Below are 241 nucleotides of genomic sequence, written 5' to 3' on the forward strand. Positions count from 1 at the left end.
GGTGGAGGAGGCGCTGGCGCGCGATGATCGTTGCATCTTGCCCCTGGGTTGCACGGAGCAGCACGCGTTTCTCAGCCTCGCCACGGACACGTTGCTGGCCCAAAAACTAGCAAACGACGTCGCCGAGCGCGCGGACATCGTCGCTTTTCCGGCATTGGCGTACAGACTCACGCCAAGTTTTGCCGCATATCCGGGCACGGCGTCGTTGAGTTACGAGACGTACGGACGGGTCGTCAAAGAT

1 protein-coding gene is annotated in these 241 nt (G+C 61.4%); it reads left to right on the forward strand.

The annotated features are described in order from the left end of the window. A partial coding sequence (locus VJI94_RS08765; RefSeq protein ID WP_324009095.1) for a creatininase family protein occupies window positions 1–241 on the forward strand: 241 nt, incomplete at both ends.

Source organism: Parvimonas sp. D9, from assembly GCF_035282565.1.
Lineage (GTDB): Bacteria > Bacillota > Clostridia > Tissierellales > Peptoniphilaceae > Parvimonas > Parvimonas micra.